Origin of the sequence: Pseudoalteromonas sp. SR45-5, assembly GCF_014163565.1 — a bacterium.
Lineage (GTDB): Bacteria > Pseudomonadota > Gammaproteobacteria > Enterobacterales > Alteromonadaceae > Pseudoalteromonas > Pseudoalteromonas distincta.
On sequence record NZ_JACJDN010000736.1, the window covers coordinates 1 to 1,788 of the forward strand.

The window sequence follows — 1,788 nt, forward strand, 5'->3', positions numbered from 1 at the left end:
CCCCTGATTTGATTCCTAATATCGGGCTAACTTTACAGGAGAGTGATATTAGCTGGGCACGAGGGGTTGATGTTGACAATGAAGATGGTGATAACTCATCAGTAGATCAGCGAATCAATATTTTTGGCGACCCTTTGCATTCAAAGCCGGTATCTATAGATTACGGCGATGGAAGTATTCACATACTTGTTGGTACTAATGCCGGCTTTTTACATATGTTTGAAGACAAAGGCGATACTGTTGAAGAAAAGTGGGCTTTTACACCTGCTGCCTTATTAAAAAACATTCCTGCTTTGCGTAGTAATCTTGCAAATACAAAAGTGTATGGTATGGATGGGCCTATAAGTGTGTTCTTTAATAATAAAGGCTCAAATAGCGAAGGGTTAAACGATGGTGTTATTAGAGCAAGTGATGGTGATGAAGTGTGGGCATTTGCAGGTATGCGCAGAGGCGGTAAAAATTACTACGCGCTTGATATAAGTGACCCTAACGAACCTAAAAAATTATGGAATAAGCCTATTGTTGGTGGCTCAGAAGAATTTAAATATTTAGCGCAAACATGGTCTAAACCTCAAATTGCATACATTAAAGCCTTTGGTGAGGATCCATTGCTAATATTTGGCGCAGGCTACGATACAAACAAAGATAATGCGATTAGAACAACAGATGAAACCGGGCTAGGTATCTACATTGTTAATGCTAAAACTGGCGAAAAGGTATGGGCGCTGACTCCAGATGAGCATGGTTTTACCGGAGAACACAGTATTGCAGCTGATGTAACTACGCTTGACTCAGATTACGACGGGTATATCGACCGAATTTATGCAACCGATACTGGCGGTAATATTTGGCGAGTAGATATTCCTAGTGAAGATGAAGGTGATATTACCCATTTTAAACTTGCGGAGCTTGGCAGTACATTAGCGTCGCAAGACAGACGTTTTTTTTACAAACCATTAGTTGCTAGAACGCTGTTTAGTAAAGTTACTAAAACCAATTATGGTGGTGAAATGATCACCACCCGTTTAGATACCCCGTACGACGCAATAGTAATAGGTAGCGGAAATCGTTCAAACCCACTTGCTACTAATGAGCAAGATCAGCTGTATATGATCCGTGATGAAAACACCCTAACAAAAATATTTACTGAATTTCCAGCCCCAATAGTGCCAGATGATTTAATGAAAATGAATGAAGACCCATTTGGTAACGCACTTGATGACGTTGATAAATTTGTTAACCTTGAAGTTAAGTTAGCCGAATTTAAAGGGTGGCGATACGAATTAGGGACGGGCGAAAAGTCCCTTGCTGCAGCAACGGTCGTTGGTGGGGTTGCTTACTTTACTTCCTTTACGCCTGCATCTTCATCATCAACACAAAACCAATGTTCGTTAACGGGTGGTGGTGGTTCGCTTTACGCCTTTCATTTGCATTATGGAACGAAGGTTTATGACGATGTGAAATTTGCAACAAGTAATGATGTACCAGATACACCGAAACTATTTTTTGGGGAAGGCCCGTCGTGTGCAGATAATGATGCGGATGGTAAGTGCGATTGGGATGATGCAACGGATGTAACGCAAGTTAGTCAGTTTTATTTAATAGGCCCTGGGGTTAAAGGTTCTGATAAGCCGATAAAAGCTATTGAAATACTTGGGCCAAATTTAAATGTTGAAGGTGGAAAAGTTAAGCTAGTAAATGGCGCTGAACCAATTGGTTTTGGCTTTAAAACCCAACAAACCTATATTTATAAACGCGAAGAAAACGATACTCAGGCACTTTAAAAAC

Annotated in this window: 1 protein-coding gene; it reads left to right on the top strand. The window is 40.5% G+C overall.

What is annotated here, in order from left to right:
• Positions 1-1,784 (top strand): pilus assembly protein (locus H5072_RS18495; RefSeq protein ID WP_259395986.1); only part of this gene is annotated, 1,784 nt, incomplete at its 5' end.
• Between the last annotated feature and the right edge of the window lie 4 nt (positions 1,785-1,788).